This is a genomic window from Enterobacter sp. Acro-832 (assembly GCF_011752745.1).
Taxonomy (GTDB): domain Bacteria; phylum Pseudomonadota; class Gammaproteobacteria; order Enterobacterales; family Enterobacteriaceae; genus Enterobacter; species Enterobacter quasiroggenkampii.
Genome location: NZ_VWWX01000001.1, coordinates 669,787 through 686,272 on the forward strand (window position 1 = coordinate 669,787; position 16,486 = coordinate 686,272).

The window sequence follows — 16,486 nt, forward strand, 5'->3', positions numbered from 1 at the left end:
TTTTTACTGGCGATTTTGCTCTCCTTGTCTACGATCAAAAATGGGTGGCCGCACTGGTCATACCAGATTTTGACAACCGACCCGGAGAGCACTATGACGAAAACCAGCGTGCGTATTGGCGCTTTTGAGATCGACGACGCAGAGCTGCGCGGCGAAGCACAAGGCGATCGAACGTTAAGTATTCCCTGCAAATCCGACCCGGATTTGTGCATGCAGCTCGATGCATGGGATGCAGACACCAGCGTCCCGGCAATACTTGATGGCGAACACTCAGTCCTTTACCGTGAGCATTACGATAGTAAAACCGATGCCTGGGTCATGCGTCTTGCCTGACCTAAAGAGAACCCGCCCGAAGGCGGGTTATTTATTACTGCAGCTGCGCCAGCGTAAAGTAACCGTCAAATACGGCGCCCGTATCAATGTAGTGAAGATTGTCAAAATCATACCTTCTGTCGACAGGCGTATGTCCGAACCAGAAATGATCCGCACCGCTGATGCCCTGCCCTTTGCCCACCATAAACCCCATCAACCGATCGCGGTCCCATAAAACGCGATGGGCACTGACCGGTTTTTGCCAGCAGTATTCCGCTGCCGGATAATCCGCATGGGCAATCACGTTCAGACCGTTCGCACAGGTTATCTCAATGATATGCGGTAAATCGCGACAGGCCTCGAGCAACGACAGCGCAAGCTGTTGCTGGTCGCGTTCAAGTTGCGCAAACCACATTCCGCCATTCATCATCCAGAGAGAAAAATCGTTATTATCCAGACCGTCGAGCGCCATTTGCTCATGGTTGCCCCGGACGGCACGAAACCATTTTTCATGAATTAACTGCAGGCATTTCACGCTATCAGGCCCACGATCGATCATATCCCCAACAGAAATAAGCAAATCCTCATACGGGTTAAAATGGCGGCGTTTAAGCTCCTCCATAAGCCACTGATAACAGCCATGTATATCACTGACAACCCAGACGTGGCGCCACATCCCACCTTCAATTCGCTGATACATAGTCCCTCCTGTTAACAGTATAGCCGCCGCAGAAAATGCAACAGGCGGGCGTGGTCCTCATGAAGTGAAACAAACGGTAAACCAAACAGAAATAAAGATCCTCGCGCTATTAATCCCTTTTTCCTGGCTCTTTAGAATAAAGGGAGAAAAAAAGAGGGGTCTTCACGTGTCTAATACGCACCTGCATAACGATGTTTTCTATCCGCATCGCACAAATATTATTTCCGAGCTGGTGAACGGCAAACGCGTCCCGGGACCGATCTGGCGCAAACGCGAATATCGCCTGAAGTTCCTGTTACGTTCGCTGGTGTTCTGGTCTTCTACCCATCGCATGCTTGAGGCGCTTTCTGGTCGCGACGATTTCGACAAACTGCTGGCCTCTCAAATTACATTACCAAGCAAAACCCACCGGCAGTACCTGATGCGCGGCCTGACGGCTAACGATCGCGCCGACGCGATCGTTAGCCATTATTACTGGATTGATAGCCTGAAAGAGAGCTGCCTCGCCCAGGCCCTGACCAGCCCGCAGGAGCAACCCGTTGCGCAGTTCCATGCAAAAGACGGTGTTATCTATACGGTCAATGCGTCCTCTGCGGGGAAAGCCGAGCGTGAAGGTGAAAGCACGCTGTGGCTTCGCGACAACGAGGATACGCTGCTGGCCAGCCTGACCTTTAGCGTCGCGCGCAGCAATGGTCAGCAAGTCATGGTCATTGGCGGGCTTCAGGGTCCCCGCCGCAGCGTAACGCGTGACGTGATTAAACAGGCCACCCGCGCCTGCCACGGCTTGTTCCCAAAGCGCGTGTTGATGGAAGTGCTTTTCCAGCTGGCTGCACAGTCCTCTGTCCGGGCGATTTTTGCCGTCAGCGATGAGGGCCACGTGTTCCGCGCGTTGCGCTATCGCCTCAGCAAAAGCCGCCATTTCCACGCCAGCTATGATGAATTCTGGGCATCTCTGGACGGTAAAAAACTCTCCGCTTTCTCCTGGCAGCTGCCGCTGCAGATGGCGCGCAAATCCCTTGAAGAGATCGCCAGTAAAAAACGCGCTGAATACCGCCGTCGCTTTGAGCTGCTTGATGAAATTGAGGCGTCGGTTCGGTCTCACTTCTAAGTCATAAATAACGACTGACAACGTAACTGCCCTTAAAGGGCTGTTACGTTCTTCAAATCTGAATACGTTATTATCGTCAGGATCGTTCTGAAAATAAAAAGGCACATTGTTCGATTTCCGTATCGAATATTAATGTCACAAGTTCGCACCATGTCGAACCGGGTTCTTTTACCCTCTTCTCAACGACTGGCTTTTTCATCTGAAAATCGAGCGTTGACCTGCGGTTGAAAATGGCCTCTTTCGGGGCATGAATAATATGTCCGCGACTGGTGTTGGTCAGCGGATATTTTGATACCACACCGCTGTGAGCATTAAACCCCGGAAGACTCATCAAAACGTCCACAGGAACCGTTTCATTTGTTTGTGAATCGCCACGGCGGTAAAGCCGCCGCCACATTTACAGGCAAACTCTTTAAGGCTGAAATGCGGGGATACATGACCCATTTTTACTTATCTCCTGCAGGCCTAACCCTGCCTTGCGTTTAACGAAAAATTTAATGATTCCATTGACCATATGCGCACCCAGTAACGAAATGGCGATTGCAATCGTGCCACGCGGCACCTGCATACTAAAGATTGTCTGCATGACCGGAATGAACGGCTTGATACAGTAGAACATCAGCACTTCAGACAAAGTGTGTTTGTAGGGCATGGGATTTCGCCCATAAAAAAATCCCACTTAACGGCGGGCATCAGGCTGGTTTATTATTTAATTTATTCCCATAAATCATACCGATAGTGGTTAATCGCAAGTCACCATTCCTTACATAAATGCCTAACTTATTGGCGTAATGTTTTTTCCAGTTACTCATTCAATTGACTAGGAAAACATTATGTGGAATGCAAATAGCGCCGTTTCGTATGCTCGCCAGCATGCCGGCGCTCATAGTCAAAAAAGATGTGCCGAATTTGTCTCGAAGGCCATTCGCGCAGGCGGTGCGAATATTCACAACACGCATTACGCTAAGGATATGAAAAGCAATTTGATTGCTGCCGGTTTCCATCTCGTTTACGGGACACCCATTAAAGGTGACGTGGCAGTTATTCAGCCTATCCCCGGACACCCCTGGGGCCATGCGTGCATCTATAGCGGAAGCGGTGTCTGGTATTCTGATTTTGTTCAGTCTTCGATGTACCCAGGAAAGGGGTACAGAGACATACAACCCGCATACGAAATTTACAGGCATAACTAATATGAGAAAAATTATCCTGACAGCCTTTTTACTTCCCTTGATAGCGTCAGCTGCGGGGAAGTTACCACCAGAAGTGGATGCAGCGTTGCAGTTTAATAAATGGTACATCTCGCAGATCATGAGCGACAAGCAGCCAGAGGCCGATTATGCCGCACTGGGTAAGTACGTAACCCGCGACACCATCCACAAACTCGAAGCCATGGATAAGCTTGATCCCAATGAATACGACGTTCCCGATGTTGATATGTTCATTAAGTCTCAGGATTATTACGATGACTGGGATGTTGTCAGCGCCGTGGGACTCGATTTCGATGCAGCATGCATGCAGGTTTATATTTCTTTCGGCAAAAAGAAAGATCACACCGTGATTGATTGCATGGTTAAAGAGGATGGAACCTGGAAAATACAGTCCGTTGCAGGCGCGGACGTACCAGACAATTTAAGCGCTAAATGATAACGACCACATGACAGGGGTACTGATGCAATGCATCTTCGCAAATCCCCCTGCCGTATCGCCGGAAAGCAGCACCGGGCCTGCGGCTATCAACAGTGAGCGATTGCTGCCGCCTGGTTAGCCGGTGCGATTTTTTTGATAAGCCCAGGGATCCGAAAAAACAGCCAGAACGGCAGTATAAATCTGGATAGTCTTACGAAAGGATTTGTAAAGGCGAGGAATTATTCATGGCTTGAGTTTATGGACAGGCCACCGTCATTTCATGAGATCCGAAGCCTGTCGAGGAGGAGGTACGAGAAGGAGTTTGTTCAGCGGCTGTTCGGTCACAAGTCAGAAAAAATGACCACAAAGTACCTGGACCGCAGGAAAAAAGAATTCATGATGATTTGATAAATTTGCGTGTAAATGAATTGTGAATGTTAAAAACGGTATGGTATAACGAGAAATGCCGGATATTGAAGTTCGGACAATTTTATGACATTTTCGGACGGAGCGCCGTAAGTGACTGAAATAAAATGCAGATAAAAAGAGACCGAATACGATTCCTGTATTCGGTCCAGGGAAATGGCTCTTGGGAGAGAGCCGTGCGCTAAAAGTTGGCATTAATGCAGGCTAAGTCGCCTTGCCTTTTAAGAATAGATGACGACGCCAGGTTTTCCAGTCCACAGCTAAAGCGGTCGGAAAAAAAGCGCCAGAGCATCATAAAATGTGAAAAACCGCAGTGCTTTCGCAAGCATCTGCGGTTTTTTATTGGAAACCTGAACAGTTAGCAGAGCTTGTCGGCGCGCTCGATAAACGGGGCCAGACTCATTTTCTGGCCCGGATTCGCCGGGTCATCGATCTGAATAATGCTAATCGGCTGGCCGCTGCTTTTTCCGCTGGCCACCTGCTGCTCGGCGGTTTCATTTAACGGGTATTGCACCAGCGTGCTCGGGTTGATGGCATACAGCGCATGGCCCGGACGGCAGGTCAGCATCACCTCTTCGCGGTTGAACGCCCATTTATCCTTACCCACTTCAAAACGGCTGACGGTGATAACCTGCGGTGCGGCAAACGCGCTCCCCGTGCAGGCCAGCAATATGAGAGAAAGTACTGTCTTTTTCATATGATATTTAACCTTGTCAGAAGGGTTCCCAGGTGGCGAACAGACTGACCGTTGCCAGTACCAGCACCCCCAGCACCACTTCTGCCTGTGTCATCCTGATAAAAATCTGTTGTGCTCGCCCGCTCTCCGGACGAAACCGTGGCACCAGAAAATACCGATTTGCCAGCGCAATTACCACCATCAACGCCACCAGTGCACATTTGAACAACAAAAACTGCACGTAGTCAGCCTGCCAGGGAATATGGACGCCCAGTATCATGAGCGTATTGATCGCTCCGCTGAGCAGCACGCCCGCGACGGCATAATGGCCCACGCGCGAGAAGCGCATCATGGTATAGATGGCGGCATTCTGCCAGCGCCCTTTCGCCAGACGCATACAGAACAGCAGGGGCAGTAATCCGCCCAGCCAGGCTGCGGCACAGATCAGGTGAAAGGCGTGATTAAGGCGCTGCAACGCCCCCATCGGACCGTCGTTCATCGCCGCGTGCCCTACTCCCGCCAGCAGGATAAGCTGGCCCATGGCGAGCAGCAGCAGCCGCGAACCTTTCAGCGGCGCGAGCCATGCTGCAGCGACCGTCATCGCAGCGAGAATTATTTGCCACAGCCAGACGCCGCCAAACTGTGTCCTCATCACGCCGTACCAGACCTGCGGGGCAAACACATCTCCCCAGCCGTTACCCATCAATCCGCCCTGAAGCATAAACATCAGGAGTGCAGCCGCCAGGCTCACTAAGGCCGCCACTTTCTGCTGCAGCTGGAAACGCCGGGACATCAGCCGCTGGAGAGAGGAAGGGGCAAACCAGACGCTGTAAAGCGCGTTGCCAAAAACCAGCATCAGCGCCCCGAAATGGATAAAGCGCAACCCGATATAACACAGCGCCAGCATGCTATTTCACGCTAAAGTGATAGCTGCCTTTGGTTTTATGACCGTCTACAGAGACGACATGCCAGTCTACCTGGTACGTCCCTGACGTCAGCGTTTGTTCCAGCGGAACGGTGAGTTGCGCCTTGTTCTTTTCATCTCGCGTAGCGGTACCCGTTTTGATGACCTGCTTTTGTGCGTCCGTCACCACCACACCGCTAAATCCCGGTTCGATGCCTTCTGAAAAATGCAGTGTAAGTGCCTGCGGAGCGCTCACCACGCTGTCCGCTGCCGGGATCGGCTGCTTAAGATGCGCATGCGCCAGCGCGGAGGAGGTCATCATTGTAGAGGTCAGAAAAACCAGTGCGCATACCGCGCGGGAAGCGGAGAAACCCATCGCAATCATTCCTTTTTGTTATGTCTGTATGCTAAAGAATAACGCTGTATAATAAACGAGTCGAGGAACATCCTGCCTCCGCTTGTCATCGTCGTGCAATCGCGGTAACGTTGCCGCCGCAGAAAAAGGAGAAGGTAATGAAGATCAATCTGGCCGCCCTTCCACAGGACGAGATGGATAAAGTGAATGTCGATCTCGCTGCCGCTGGCGTCGCGTTCAAAGAGCGCTACAACATGCCTGTCGTGGCTGAAGTCGTTGAACGGGAACAGCCCGCCCATCTGCGCGACTGGTTTCGCGAAAGACTCATCGCCCACCGTCTCGCCTCGGTTAACCTCTCCCGTTTACCGTACGAACCGAAAGTTAAATAAGCTTAACGAGCCGTTACACTTCCTTACGCTGAATCTGGCAGGATAAGAAAACCCTGATAAATTTAGGTGTATTCTTAAATCTCTGCGACTCAGTGTATAAGGAAGTCACGATGTCACATTGGAATATAGCGGCAGCCCAGTATGGTGGGCTGCATCAGAGTGTCGATGACCATATCACGCACCACCTGCGCTTCATCGCCGAAGCAGCACGGCAGCGGTGCGATCTGCTGGTGTTCCCTGAACTCTCATTAACAGGCTCGGGTAACACTACGCTACCTCCCCCACCCGATGACGCGCAGCTGGAACCGCTGCTGGACGCGGCGCATTTTTACCGGATTACCGTGATTGCCGGGCTCCCCCTGGAACGGAACGGTCAGCGCCAGAAAGGCCTCGCGCTCTTCACGCCCGCCCGTCACCGCATCCTGCGCTACCCGCAAGGTAGTGGTGCCAGCCTGGTGCCGGGGGAGAAACAGCTCAGCATTATTGATGCGCATGCCGATTCCCCCAATCTCGATCCCAGAGCGTCGCTGTTTACCAGCAGCCAGTCCGTGGAGGATCACCGCTGGCGGCAGTCCATCAGTACCCTGCAGCGCTTCGCGCATAAATATGCCATTGCGGTGCTGATGGCGAACGCCTGCGGCGGTAGCGCGCTGTGGGATGAAAAAGGTCAGCTGATCGTCCGCGCCGATCGGGGCGAGCTGCTGTTGACCGGCACGCTTGGCGGAGAGGGTTGGCAAGGCGATATCATTCCTTTAGGCTAGGCGTTTTAAGCTCAGGAGTGTTCAATGCTGCGCGTCATCGATACCGAAACTTGCGATCTTCAGGGCGGAATTGTGGAAGTGGCCTCTGTCGACGTGGTTGATGGTAAAATCGTCAACCCTATGAGCCATCTGGTGCGTCCCGACCGCCCCATCAGCCCTCAGGCGATGGCTATCCATCGCATTACCGAATCGATGGTGGCGGACAAGCCGTGGATCGAAGAGATCATTCCCCACTATTACGGTAGCCCCTGGTACGTCGCGCATAACGCCAGTTTTGACCGCCGGGTGCTACCTGAGATGCCGGGGGAATGGATTTGTACCATGAAGCTGGCGCGTCGCCTCTGGCCGGGCATTAAATACAGCAATATGGCGCTGTACAAGTCCCGCAAGCTCAGCGTCCGCACGCCTGAAGGGCTTCACCATCACCGGGCCCTGTATGACTGCTATATCACCGCCGCGCTACTCATCGATATTATGAACACCTCGGGCTGGACGCCGGACGATATGGCAACGATTACCGGACGCCCCGCACTGCTGACCACGTTTACCTTCGGTAAATACCGGGGCAGAGCGGTGTCGGATATTGCGGATAAAGACCCGGGCTATTTACGCTGGCTGTATAACAACCTCGACAAAATGAGCCCGGAACTGCGCCTGACGCTGAAGCACTATCTGGGCGAAGCTTAACGCTCCGCACGGCCTGGCAGCGTCTCCTGCGCCAGGCCAATCAGGAAGGCATATTCCAGAGCAACCCCTTCGTAGGATTTAAATCGACCCGATTTCCCGCCGTGTCCGGAGTCCATATCGGTACACAGCAGCAGCAGGTTGTCGTCGGTTTTCAGCTCCCGCAGTTTCGCCACCCATTTTGCCGGCTCCCAGTACTGCACCTGAGAATCATGCAGACCGGTGGTAACCAGCATGTGGGGATAGGCTTTCGCTTCCACGTTATCGTACGGGCTGTACGTTTTCATATAGCGGTAGTAAATCTCATCCTGCGGATTCCCCCACTCTTCAAACTCCCCTGTTGTAAGCGGGATGGATTCATCGAGCATAGTCGTCACCACATCGACAAACGGCACCTGCGCGACAATTCCCTTAAAGCGCTCGGGGCGCTGGTTGATCACCGCCCCCATCAGCATGCCTCCCGCGCTGCCGCCCATGCCAAAGCAGAGCTGCGGATCGCCATAGCCCTGCTCAATCAGCGCGTCGCAGACGTCGAGGTAGTCATTGAAGGTGTTTTTCTTTTTCAGGAATTTCCCGTCCTCGTACCAGTGCTGCCCCAGCTCACCGCCGCCGCGAATATGGGCGATGGCGAAAACAAAGCCGCGGTCGAGCAGGCTTAATCGGCTGCTGCTGAAATCGGCATCCATGCTTGAGCCGTAGGAGCCGTACCCGTACACCAGGATCGGGTTTTTGCCTTTCTGGAAATGGGCTTTGTGATACACGAGCGAGACGGGGACCTCGACGCCATCCCGGGCGGTGACCCACAGGTGCTCGCTGCGGTAGTTTTCAGACTCAAACCCTTTGACCTCGGTCTGTTTAATCACCTGGCGCTGCCCGGTATCCATGTCCAGCTCAAACAGGGTGTCCGGTGTGGTCATCGATGAGTAGCCGTAGCGCAGCCGCGAGGATTCAGGTTCCGGGTTGAAACCAATCCACGTCACATAGGCCGGGTCGTCGAACGCGATCCCCACCACTTCCCGCGTTTTACGGTTGATTTGCCGGATACTGGTCAGCCCGCGCTGACGCTCCTCCACCACCAGCCAGTCGGTGAACAGGGTGAACCCTTCCAGCATCACCTGATCCCGCGCGGGGATAAGCACCTCCCATTTGCGCTCATCGCGCACTTTGGTTTTATAGAGACCAAAGTTTTTACCCTCGCGATTCGAACGCAGATAAAAGCTGTGCTGGAAGTGATCCAGGCTGTACTCATGATCCTTCCGGCGCGGCAGGAAACAGAGCGGCTGGGCGTCGGGCAGCTCGGCATCCAGCAGCAGGACTTCCGACGTCGTGGCGCTGGCCAGGAAGATAATCACATAATGGCGCGAGGAGGTTTTATGCAGGCTGACATAGAACGTTTCGTCTTTCTCTTCATAGACCAGCTCGTCGTCTGCAGAGTCTGTTCCCACGGTATGCCGCCATACCTGATAAGGCAGCAGCGTAGAGGCATGCTTTTTGACGTAGTAAACCGTCTCGGAATCATTCGCCCAGACAAAATCCGGGGAGACGTTTTCCAGCATTTCAGGATACCAGTTGCCGGTGTCCAGATTGCGAAAACGCAGGCCGTACTGGCGACGCGAGAGATAATCCTCCGCCAGCGCCATTACTGCGTTATCCGGTGAAATGGACATGCCGCCCAGAGTATAAAACTCGCTGTGCGCGGCGCGCTGGTTAGCATCCAGCAGAATATCCCACGCATCCCATTCGGCGCTGAGCACCGACTGACGCTGGTAGATGGGATACTCGTTGCCGGGCTCGTAAATATGGCGGTAGCGATAGCCGTTTTTGGTCCAGGGCGCCGAGATATCGCGCTGAGGAATGCGCTGCACCATCTCATTCAGCAGTTGGTCCTGAAGCGTCTGCTGGCTGGACATGACCTTGCGGCCGTAGTCATTTTCCTCGTGCAGGTAGTCGAGCACCTCTGGCCGGGAGCGCGAATCGTCCCGTAGCCAGTAATAGTTGTCTATACGCGTATCGCCATGCGTGGTGATCGCATAAGGTATACGTCGGGCTTTCGGTGGCATGTCATCATTCTTTTTAGTTTTACACCCTATAAGGTTGGCAAAACCCACGCATGATGCAAGCGAAACCGGATCGCAACGGCGAGCACTAGCCCTGTAACGCCTGTTTTTGTTCCCGGATATCCCGCTCAATGCCCTCACGCACGTCCTGGGGGATCTTCAGCGCGTCTCCAAGCGCATTCAGGTAGCTGCGTTCCATAAAGTGATCGATATCGATGGCGGCACAGCTGAGGAAATAGAGTTCAAGCGCCTCTTCCTCATTTTTCACGCTTTGCGCCAGACGCTGCGGCTCCAGAGGCTGTTCGATGGCCTGTGCCACCAGCGCTCTGCCCTTCTCTTCAACGCCAGCTTCACGCAGTTGCTGTTCAATCGCCAGTCGTTCCTTATCGTCAATATGCCCGTCACTTTTCGCGGCAAAAACCAGCGCCAGGATCAGCCGTTCAGTACGCAGATCCAGCGGCGAGGTATGCTCGCCATAATGCGGTTCGTCGCTGTGCGCGGTCCGGACCCTGTCCTTGTATTTATTCCACAGAACGGTGCCCGCAATCACGCCCCCACCGGCCAGCAGCGCGCCTGTCCCGTACTTTGCCAGCAGCTTGCGCGAGGATTTATTCGCGACCAGCAGGCCAGCCAGCCCGCCGAGCGCCCCGGGTACCAGCAGTTTACTGAGGTCCCGCTCGCCGGAAGACGATGTTTTCTGCCCTAACAGTGATTGCAATTGATTTAGCCAGCCAGACATGATTTCCCTCACTTAACGGTGAATATGTTCCACAGCGTAAGCGAGCAGGCGTCAGGAAATGTCTGGCCGGGCTAAAGAAGCGCAAATTTCTTCCTCCCGCGCTTAGCGGTGCACAAGACAGACGCAAACGTTTTCGTTTATACTGCCCGCAACTTTTTCAGGGGGATTGTTATGATTCGTTTAGGAACCGCGCTGCGACCTGCGGCGACGCGAGTGATGCTGTTGGGATCGGGCGAGCTGGGAAAAGAGGTCGCCATTGAGTGCCAGCGTTTAGGCGTGGAAGTCATTGCCGTAGATCGTTACGCCGATGCGCCCGCCATGCACGTCGCCCATCGTTCTTATGTGATTAACATGCTGGATGGCGATGCCCTTCGCGAGCTGATTACGCGCGAGAAACCCGATTTCGTTGTACCGGAAATTGAAGCCATCGCCACCGATACGCTGATTGCGTTTGAGCAGGAAGGCCAGCGCGTGGTGCCCTGCGCGAAAGCCGCAAAGCTGACCATGAACCGCGAGGGCATTCGTCGCCTGGCGGCGGAAGAACTGGAATTGCCCACCTCGAGCTATCGTTTTGCTGGCGATAAGGCCGCATTCCTGCAGGCCGTAGAGGAGATTGGTTACCCGTGCATCGTTAAGCCGGTGATGAGTTCCTCCGGTAAAGGACAGAGCTTCATTCGCGACAGCAGCACGCTGGACAAGGCGTGGGATTACGCCCAGCAGGGTGGCCGCGCCGGTGCCGGTCGCGTCATCGTCGAAGGCGTGGTGAAGTTTGATTTCGAGATCACCCTGCTGACCGTCAGCGCCGTTGACGGCGTCCATTTCTGTGACCCGATTGGCCACCGCCAGGAGGATGGCGATTACCGCGAATCCTGGCAGCCGCAGCAGATGAGCGCTCTGGCGCTGGAACGTGCGCAGGCGATCGCCCGTAAAACCGTCCTGGCGTTGGGCGGCTATGGCCTGTTCGGCGTGGAGCTGTTTGTGTGCGGCGATGAGGTGATCTTCAGCGAGGTCTCCCCGCGCCCGCATGACACCGGCATGGTCACGCTCATTTCGCAGGATCTTTCCGAGTTCGCTCTGCACGTGCGTGCCTTCCTCGGCCTGCCCGTCGGCGGTATCCGTCAGTACGGCCCGGCCGCCTCGGCGGTGATCCTGCCGCAGTTAACCAGCCAGAACGTTACGTTTGATAACGTCGACGCGGCGGTGGGTGCCGGGTTACAGGTACGTTTGTTCGGTAAGCCGGAGATCGACGGAACCCGTCGTCTTGGCGTGGCATTAGCCACCGGGGATAACGTTGACGACGCCGTGGCGAGAGCGAAAGCGGCCGCAGCAAGCGTTAAGGTAGAGGGATAAAAAAAACGGGCCGAAAGGCCCGTTTTTCATGCGACGAATGACTTACTGCTTCGCGCCTTCCACCGCTTCGCGAGCCAGTTTGGTGATGCGATCCCAGTCGCCCGCTTCCAGCGCATCCGCCGGAACCAGCCATGAGCCACCGATGCACAGCACGCTTTTCAGCGCCAGGTAGTCACGGTAGTTGGCAGGAGAAATACCGCCCGTCGGGCAGAAGCGTACCTGGGAGAAAGGACCGGCAATGGCCTGCAGCGCTTTGGTGCCGCCGTTCGCTTCCGCCGGGAAGAATTTAAACTCTTTCAGACCGTAGTCCATGCCCAGCATCAGTTCAGAAACGGTGCTGATGCCCGGGATCAGCGGAATAGTGCCTTCGGTCGCGGCCTTCAGCAGCGACTCGGTCAGGCCCGGGCTGATAGCAAACTGTGCGCCCGCTTCAGTCACTTCAGCCAGCTGTTTTGCGTTCGTCACGGTACCCGCACCAATGATGGCGTCCGGCACTTCTTTGGCAATCGCACGAATAGCATCCATCGCGCAGGCGGTGCGCAGGGTGACTTCCAGAACGCGAACGCCGCCCGCAACCAGCGCTTTCGCCATCGGTACGGCGTGCTCCAGCTTGTTTACCACGATAACCGGCACGACAGGGCCCGTGGTCAGGATTGCTTCTGCACTTGTTTTCCAGTTTTTCATCAGAGTTTTCTCTCGCCAGATCGTTAAAATCAAGTCGTCTTAAAACGTAATACAGGTTGCGCCCTGCTCAGCACCGGAGAGTTTCTCACGCAGCGCGCCAAACATTTCGCGTCCTGTTCCCACGCGCGACGCGCTCAGGTCAGGAATATGGGGCTGACGTGCCCCCAGTTCGGCATCATCCACCAGCAGGGTTAACTCGCCTGTCTGACCGTTAACGCGGATCATGTCACCGTCACGCACTTTCGCCAGCAGGCCACCGTCGTACGCTTCCGGCGTCACGTGGATGGCTGAAGGCACTTTACCTGAGGCGCCAGAGAGGCGTCCATCGGTCACCAGTGCAATTTTGAAACGGCGGTCCAATAATACACCAAGTGGTGGCATAAGTTTATGTAATTCTGGCATCCCGTTGGCTTTAGGCCCCTGATGACGCACCACCACCACGCAGTCTTTATCGAGCAGACCGGCGTCAAAGGCAGGTAATACGTCGTGCTGGCTTTCAAATACCACCGCCGGCGCTTCGATAATCTGGTTCTCTTCCGGTACGGCAGAGGTCTTCATCACCGCGCGACCGAGGTTACCGCTGAGCACTTTGGTGCCACCGTGAGGAGAGAACGGTTTGTCGATGGTGGCGATAACCTGCGCATCAAGAGACGCGCTCGCCCCATCACGCCAGTCCAGCTCGCCGTTGTTCAGCCATGGCTCCTGGGTGTAGCGCTGCAGGCCAAAGCCCGCCACGGTGTTGACATCTTCATGCAGCAGACCGCCTTTCAGCAACTCGCGCATCAGCAGCGGTACGCCGCCTGCGGCCTGGAAGTGGTTGATGTCCGCCGGGCCATTCGGGTACAGGCGTGCCATCAACGGCACCACGGAAGAGATCTCGGAGAAGTCATCCCAGTTAATCAGAATGCCCGCAGCACGCGCCATGGCCACCAGGTGCATGGTGTGGTTGGTTGACCCACCGGTTGCCAGCAGCGCGACAATCCCGTTGACGATGACCTTTTCGTCGACCATTTTGCCCATCGGCATCCATTCGTTGCCGTTGCCGGTAAGACGCGTGACCTGACGGGCCGCAGCCTCGGTCAGCGCTTTGCGCAGCGGCGCGTCCGGCTGGATAAAGGATGAGCCCGGAAGCTGCATCCCCATAAACTCCACCACCATCTGGTTCGTGTTCGCGGTACCGTAGAACGTACAGGTGCCCGGTGCATGGTAGGACGCGGCTTCCGCCTCCAGCAGCGCCTGACGGTCTGCTTTCCCTTCCGCGTACAGCTGGCGGATACGGACTTTTTCTTTGTTCGGCAGTCCGCTTGCCATTGGGCCCGAGGGCACGAAGATCGCAGGCAGATGACCAAACGACAGCGCGGCCATCACCAGGCCCGGAACAATCTTGTCGCACACGCCGAGATAGAGCGCGCCATCAAACATGTTGTGTGACAGGCCCACCGCCGCGGACATGGCAATCACTTCGCGGCTCAGCAGGGAGAGCTCCATACCGTCCTGCCCCTGCGTTACGCCGTCGCACATGGCGGGTACCCCACCCGCCACCTGGCCGACCGCATTCACGCTGTGCAGCGCTTTACGGATGATATCCGGATAAACCTCATAGGGCTGGTGCGCGGAGAGCATATCGTTATAGGCGGTAATGATGGCGATATTGTTACGCAACATGCTTTTCAGCGACGCTTTATCGTCAGGCTGGCAGGCGGCGAAGCCGTGCGCCAGGTTACCGCAGGCCAGCTGGGAGCGGTGAACGGTGTTGCTCTTCGCCTGTTCAATCCGGGCGAGGTAGGCCGAACGGGTCTCTTTCGAGCGCTCAATAATGCGCTGTGTTACGCGTAACAATGTCGGATTCATAAAAGCTCCTCTCATTTATCTGTCCGGGCTCGGGAGTTTACAAAGTCGCTGGCAGTTGTTAACAACGCTGAAACGCTTGCTGTCCGGAGCTCAGGGGCAAAATCACTTCCGGCAGTGTAATAAAAAAAGCTCCGCGGGTGAATCCACGCGGAGCTTAAAAGTTGAAAATTGTGCCGCGAGCTGTGTTAGATCATGTTACCGGTAAAATAACACTTTCGGGCTAGCGGATTATCTTACTCAAACTCATTCCAGGAGCGGCCATCGCGGGTGATCATCGCCACCGACGCGACAGGTCCCCAGGTACCCGCCTGATACGGTTTTGGCGCATCCTGATCGGCAGCCCAGGCTTCGGTGATGGAGTCGACCCATTTCCACGCCTCTTCCACTTCATCGCGACGCACGAACAACGCCTGAATACCGCGCATGGTTTCCAGCAGCAGACGCTCGTACGCATCGGCCAGGTGCGTCTGGTTGAAGGTTTCGGAGTAGCTCAGATCCAGCTTGGTGGTCTGCAGGTTGTGTTTATGATCCAGGCCCGGCACTTTGTTCAGGATCTGGATATCCACGCCCTCGTCCGGCTGCAGACGAATGGTCAGCTTGTTCTGCGGCAGCTCCTGCCAGGACTCTTTGAACAGGTTCAGTTCCGGGTTCTTAAAGTAGACAACCACTTCGGAACATTTCGCAGGCAGACGCTTACCGGTGCGCAGGTAGAACGGAACACCCGCCCAGCGCCAGTCGTCGATGTCCACGCGGATCGCCACGAACGTCTCGGTGTTGCTGGACTTGTTCGCGCCCTCTTCTTCAAGGTAGCCCGGCACTTTTTTGCCCTGCGCAAACCCGGCGGTGTACTGGCCGCGAACGGTCTTCTCACGCACGTTGGAGCGGTCGATGCGGCGCAGCGATTTCAGCACTTTCACTTTTGCGTCACGAATGCTGTCCGCCGTCAGGTCAGACGGTGGAGACATGGCAATCATGCACAGAATCTGCAGCAGGTGGTTCTGGATCATGTCGCGCATCTGGCCGGCCTGGTCAAAGTAACCCCAGCGGCCTTCAATACCCACCTCTTCTGCCACGGTGATTTCCACGTGGTCGATAGTGCGGTTGTCCCAGTTATTCACAAACAGGGAGTTGGCAAAACGCAGGGCCAGCAGGTTCAGTACCGTCTCTTTACCGAGATAGTGGTCGATACGGTAGACCTGGCACTCTTCAAAGAACTCGCCCACCTGGTCGTTGATTTCACGCGAGGTTGCCAGCGACGTACCCAGCGGCTTCTCCATCACGACGCGCGCCGGTTTGGCGTTCAGTTTGGCTTCGCCCAGGCCTTTGCAGATGGCGCCGAAGGTGCTTGGCGGCATGGCGAAATAGTTAATCGTGACACGGTTTTTCTGATCCAGCATCGCGCCTAAGCGGGTAAACGCGCTGACGTCATTAACGTCCAGGTTGCAGAAATCGAGACGTCCACTCAGGGTATCCCACAAACTTTCATCAATTTTTTCCTTCATGAAAGTTTCGAGCGCCTCGCGGACAACTTTGGTATAAGCGTCCTTGTCCCAGTCGGCGCGCCCTACACCCAGGATACGGGTATCCGGATGAATTTGGCCCGCTTTCTCCAGTTGATACAGGGAAGGCAGCAATTTTCGGCGTGCAAGATCGCCTTTCGCGCCGAAAATGACCAGGTCACATGCCTGGGCTGTTTGCGTTACCGCCATGTCATTCTCCTCAGTTGGATCACCTGGTACTTCTGCCAGGTATCGTTGTAATTTTATTACAATGCACTGTACTGCTTTTACGTCATTCCCGAAACCATTAGCGCTTATCGTCGCGTGCGATACCGCGATTTTTCACCCTTCGGATGATTTCG

General features: G+C 55.0%; 19 protein-coding genes. 8 read left to right on the plus strand and 11 right to left on the minus strand.

The genetic code is table 11. The features are described from left to right. Nucleotides 1-93 precede the first annotated feature (93 nt). Entirely contained in the window at nucleotides 94-333 is a 240-nt protein-coding gene (locus F3J31_RS03090; RefSeq protein ID WP_008500472.1) for a YebV family protein, read from the plus strand. 34 nt (nucleotides 334-367) lie between these two features. Here F3J31_RS03090 and pphA read toward each other — a convergent pair whose 3' ends face one another. Further along, nucleotides 368-1,012, minus strand: a complete 645-nt coding sequence (gene pphA / locus F3J31_RS03095; RefSeq protein ID WP_048223724.1) for a protein-serine/threonine phosphatase — start codon at nucleotides 1,010-1,012, stop codon at nucleotides 368-370. A gap of 166 nt (nucleotides 1,013-1,178) precedes the next feature. Between pphA and F3J31_RS03100 the strand changes: the two genes are divergently transcribed. Continuing rightward, the gene (locus F3J31_RS03100) at nucleotides 1,179-2,120 is read left to right on the plus strand and encodes a VirK/YbjX family protein (RefSeq protein WP_167211268.1); all 942 of its coding nucleotides are present in this window, start codon (nucleotides 1,179-1,181) and stop codon (nucleotides 2,118-2,120) included. 76 nt (nucleotides 2,121-2,196) lie between these two features. On the opposite strand, the gene F3J31_RS03105 is transcribed toward F3J31_RS03100, so the two are convergent. Beyond that, on the minus strand, nucleotides 2,197-2,451 hold the full coding sequence (locus tag F3J31_RS03105; protein WP_167211271.1) for a hypothetical protein: 255 nt from the start codon (nucleotides 2,449-2,451) through the stop codon (nucleotides 2,197-2,199). A gap of 81 nt (nucleotides 2,452-2,532) precedes the next feature. Beyond that, a complete protein-coding gene (locus F3J31_RS03110) occupies nucleotides 2,533-2,772 on the minus strand; it encodes a hypothetical protein (protein ID WP_167211274.1) in 240 nt (79 codons plus the stop codon). Between the two features lie 181 nt (nucleotides 2,773-2,953). Between F3J31_RS03110 and F3J31_RS23365 the strand changes: the two genes are divergently transcribed. Next, a complete protein-coding gene (locus F3J31_RS23365; RefSeq protein ID WP_045908221.1) occupies nucleotides 2,954-3,313 on the plus strand; it encodes a hypothetical protein in 360 nt (119 codons plus the stop codon). A 1-nt stretch (nucleotide 3,314) separates the two neighbouring features. Next, entirely contained in the window at nucleotides 3,315-3,767 is a 453-nt protein-coding gene (locus F3J31_RS03115) for a DUF3828 domain-containing protein (RefSeq protein ID WP_167211277.1), read from the plus strand. Between the two features lie 766 nt (nucleotides 3,768-4,533). Here the strand turns inward: F3J31_RS03115 and F3J31_RS03120 are convergent. Genes F3J31_RS03120 through yobA form a run of 3 tightly spaced genes read right to left on the minus strand, consistent with a single transcriptional unit; the run spans nucleotide 4,534 to nucleotide 6,131 of the window. Further along, nucleotides 4,534-4,872 carry a YebY family protein gene (locus tag F3J31_RS03120; protein WP_008500468.1) on the minus strand — a complete coding sequence of 113 codons (339 nt, stop codon included), beginning with the start codon at nucleotides 4,870-4,872 and terminating at the stop codon, nucleotides 4,534-4,536. Between the two features lie 16 nt (nucleotides 4,873-4,888). Continuing rightward, nucleotides 4,889-5,758, minus strand: coding sequence for a copper homeostasis membrane protein CopD (gene copD / locus F3J31_RS03125; RefSeq protein ID WP_167211280.1), 870 nt, complete (start codon nucleotides 5,756-5,758; stop codon nucleotides 4,889-4,891). Nucleotide 5,759: 1 nt separating this feature from the next. After that, on the minus strand, nucleotides 5,760-6,131 hold the full coding sequence (gene yobA, locus F3J31_RS03130) for a CopC domain-containing protein YobA (RefSeq protein WP_048029432.1): 372 nt from the start codon (nucleotides 6,129-6,131) through the stop codon (nucleotides 5,760-5,762). Between the two features lie 137 nt (nucleotides 6,132-6,268). On the opposite strand from yobA, the gene F3J31_RS03135 reads away from it, so the two are divergent. From F3J31_RS03135 to exoX, 3 genes are all read left to right on the plus strand, one after another. Then, a complete protein-coding gene (locus tag F3J31_RS03135; protein ID WP_008500465.1) occupies nucleotides 6,269-6,499 on the plus strand; it encodes a DNA polymerase III subunit theta in 231 nt (76 codons plus the stop codon). Nucleotides 6,500-6,609: 110 nt separating this feature from the next. Further along, nucleotides 6,610-7,260 (plus strand): carbon-nitrogen hydrolase family protein, encoded by a 651-nt coding sequence (locus F3J31_RS03140; protein ID WP_167211283.1) that lies wholly within the window; start codon nucleotides 6,610-6,612, stop codon nucleotides 7,258-7,260. A 24-nt stretch (nucleotides 7,261-7,284) separates the two neighbouring features. Continuing rightward, nucleotides 7,285-7,947, plus strand: a complete 663-nt coding sequence (gene exoX, locus F3J31_RS03145; protein ID WP_008500463.1) for an exodeoxyribonuclease X — start codon at nucleotides 7,285-7,287, stop codon at nucleotides 7,945-7,947. On the opposite strand, the gene ptrB is transcribed toward exoX, so the two are convergent. Together ptrB and F3J31_RS03155 are read right to left on the minus strand one after the other, a co-directional pair. Next, complete coding sequence (ptrB, locus tag F3J31_RS03150) at nucleotides 7,944-10,004, minus strand: oligopeptidase B (protein WP_045908214.1); 2,061 nt, start codon at nucleotides 10,002-10,004, stop codon at nucleotides 7,944-7,946. The genes exoX and ptrB overlap by 4 nt on opposite strands. 85 nt (nucleotides 10,005-10,089) lie before the next feature. Beyond that, nucleotides 10,090-10,740 (minus strand): tellurite resistance TerB family protein, encoded by a 651-nt coding sequence (locus tag F3J31_RS03155; protein ID WP_167211286.1) that lies wholly within the window; start codon nucleotides 10,738-10,740, stop codon nucleotides 10,090-10,092. Between the two features lie 171 nt (nucleotides 10,741-10,911). Between F3J31_RS03155 and purT the strand changes: the two genes are divergently transcribed. Then, complete coding sequence (purT, locus tag F3J31_RS03160) at nucleotides 10,912-12,090, plus strand: formate-dependent phosphoribosylglycinamide formyltransferase (protein ID WP_167211289.1); 1,179 nt, start codon at nucleotides 10,912-10,914, stop codon at nucleotides 12,088-12,090. 42 nt (nucleotides 12,091-12,132) lie between these two features. On the opposite strand, the gene kdgA is transcribed toward purT, so the two are convergent. The 3 genes from kdgA to zwf all read right to left on the minus strand — a co-directional run bounded on the left by kdgA (nucleotide 12,133) and on the right by zwf (nucleotide 16,334). Further along, nucleotides 12,133-12,774 (minus strand): bifunctional 4-hydroxy-2-oxoglutarate aldolase/2-dehydro-3-deoxy-phosphogluconate aldolase, encoded by a 642-nt coding sequence (gene kdgA, locus F3J31_RS03165; RefSeq protein WP_008500459.1) that lies wholly within the window; start codon nucleotides 12,772-12,774, stop codon nucleotides 12,133-12,135. A 39-nt stretch (nucleotides 12,775-12,813) separates the two neighbouring features. Then, nucleotides 12,814-14,625, minus strand: coding sequence for a phosphogluconate dehydratase (gene edd, locus F3J31_RS03170; RefSeq protein ID WP_167211292.1), 1,812 nt, complete (start codon nucleotides 14,623-14,625; stop codon nucleotides 12,814-12,816). Between the two features lie 233 nt (nucleotides 14,626-14,858). After that, nucleotides 14,859-16,334 (minus strand): glucose-6-phosphate dehydrogenase, encoded by a 1,476-nt coding sequence (zwf, locus tag F3J31_RS03175; RefSeq protein WP_023312228.1) that lies wholly within the window; start codon nucleotides 16,332-16,334, stop codon nucleotides 14,859-14,861. Nucleotides 16,335-16,486 lie beyond the last annotated feature (152 nt).

What these genes read in the sequence shown, in the direction of transcription:
- kdgA (WP_008500459.1), bottom strand. Translation starts at nt 12,774, where the DNA reads ATGAAAAACTGGAAAACAAGTGCAGAAGCAATCCTGACCACGGGCCCT.
- exoX (WP_008500463.1), top strand. Translation starts at nt 7,285, where the DNA reads ATGCTGCGCGTCATCGATACCGAAACTTGCGATCTTCAGGGCGGAATT.
- pphA (WP_048223724.1), bottom strand. Translation starts at nt 1,012, where the DNA reads ATGTATCAGCGAATTGAAGGTGGGATGTGGCGCCACGTCTGGGTTGTC.
- F3J31_RS03155 (WP_167211286.1), bottom strand. Translation starts at nt 10,740, where the DNA reads ATGTCTGGCTGGCTAAATCAATTGCAATCACTGTTAGGGCAGAAAACA.
- F3J31_RS03115 (WP_167211277.1), top strand. Translation starts at nt 3,315, where the DNA reads ATGAGAAAAATTATCCTGACAGCCTTTTTACTTCCCTTGATAGCGTCA.
- F3J31_RS03105 (WP_167211271.1), bottom strand. Translation starts at nt 2,451, where the DNA reads ATGAGTCTTCCGGGGTTTAATGCTCACAGCGGTGTGGTATCAAAATAT.
- purT (WP_167211289.1), top strand. Translation starts at nt 10,912, where the DNA reads ATGATTCGTTTAGGAACCGCGCTGCGACCTGCGGCGACGCGAGTGATG.
- ptrB (WP_045908214.1), bottom strand. Translation starts at nt 10,004, where the DNA reads ATGCCACCGAAAGCCCGACGTATACCTTATGCGATCACCACGCATGGC.
- F3J31_RS03135 (WP_008500465.1), top strand. Translation starts at nt 6,269, where the DNA reads ATGAAGATCAATCTGGCCGCCCTTCCACAGGACGAGATGGATAAAGTG.
- copD (WP_167211280.1), bottom strand. Translation starts at nt 5,758, where the DNA reads ATGCTGGCGCTGTGTTATATCGGGTTGCGCTTTATCCATTTCGGGGCG.
- yobA (WP_048029432.1), bottom strand. Translation starts at nt 6,131, where the DNA reads ATGGGTTTCTCCGCTTCCCGCGCGGTATGCGCACTGGTTTTTCTGACC.
- F3J31_RS03110 (WP_167211274.1), bottom strand. Translation starts at nt 2,772, where the DNA reads ATGCCCTACAAACACACTTTGTCTGAAGTGCTGATGTTCTACTGTATC.
- F3J31_RS03140 (WP_167211283.1), top strand. Translation starts at nt 6,610, where the DNA reads ATGTCACATTGGAATATAGCGGCAGCCCAGTATGGTGGGCTGCATCAG.
- zwf (WP_023312228.1), bottom strand. Translation starts at nt 16,334, where the DNA reads ATGGCGGTAACGCAAACAGCCCAGGCATGTGACCTGGTCATTTTCGGC.
- F3J31_RS03090 (WP_008500472.1), top strand. Translation starts at nt 94, where the DNA reads ATGACGAAAACCAGCGTGCGTATTGGCGCTTTTGAGATCGACGACGCA.
- F3J31_RS03120 (WP_008500468.1), bottom strand. Translation starts at nt 4,872, where the DNA reads ATGAAAAAGACAGTACTTTCTCTCATATTGCTGGCCTGCACGGGGAGC.
- edd (WP_167211292.1), bottom strand. Translation starts at nt 14,625, where the DNA reads ATGAATCCGACATTGTTACGCGTAACACAGCGCATTATTGAGCGCTCG.
- F3J31_RS23365 (WP_045908221.1), top strand. Translation starts at nt 2,954, where the DNA reads ATGTGGAATGCAAATAGCGCCGTTTCGTATGCTCGCCAGCATGCCGGC.